The sequence below is a fragment of the Ligilactobacillus sp. MP3 genome, from assembly GCF_024436335.1.
Taxonomy (GTDB): domain Bacteria; phylum Bacillota; class Bacilli; order Lactobacillales; family Lactobacillaceae; genus Ligilactobacillus; species Ligilactobacillus salivarius.
Genome location: NZ_JANFQI010000035.1, coordinates 1 through 379, shown reverse-complemented (window position 1 = coordinate 379; position 379 = coordinate 1). Strand labels below are relative to the sequence as shown.

The 379-nt window shown below is 42.5% G+C and carries 1 pseudogene; it reads right to left on the bottom strand.

Features of this window, described 5'->3' with window-relative positions:
• Nucleotides 1-379 (bottom strand): annotated as a pseudogene (locus NOU10_RS09310) (mucus-binding protein); the annotation flags it as partial.

The following is a 379-nucleotide window of genomic DNA, read 5'->3' as shown; positions in this document are numbered from 1 at the left end:
AATGTCTACCACTGCATCCAAACTTTCTGAAGTTACTTTTACTTCATCTACTGTGCCTGGGATTGCTGTGTAGCCTTCTTGTTCTGGCGCTGTAAAGCTTTCCCAACGACCTACGGTCCATAGCCCATATTTCTTCTCATCGCTACCTGCTACACTCGTGTACTTCCTTTCCAAAGTTACTGGTTGTCTTGTTATTTGAACTTCAACATTTGGCAAGTGTACATTAATTGTTCGCGTAATTGTCTTTTCTTCTTTCCCTTCTACTATTGCTGGTTCATCTGCTCGATAGTAGATGTCTACCACTGCATCCAAACTTCCTGAAGTTACTTCTACTTCATCTACTGTGCCTGGAATTGCTGTGTAGCCTTCTTGTTCTGGC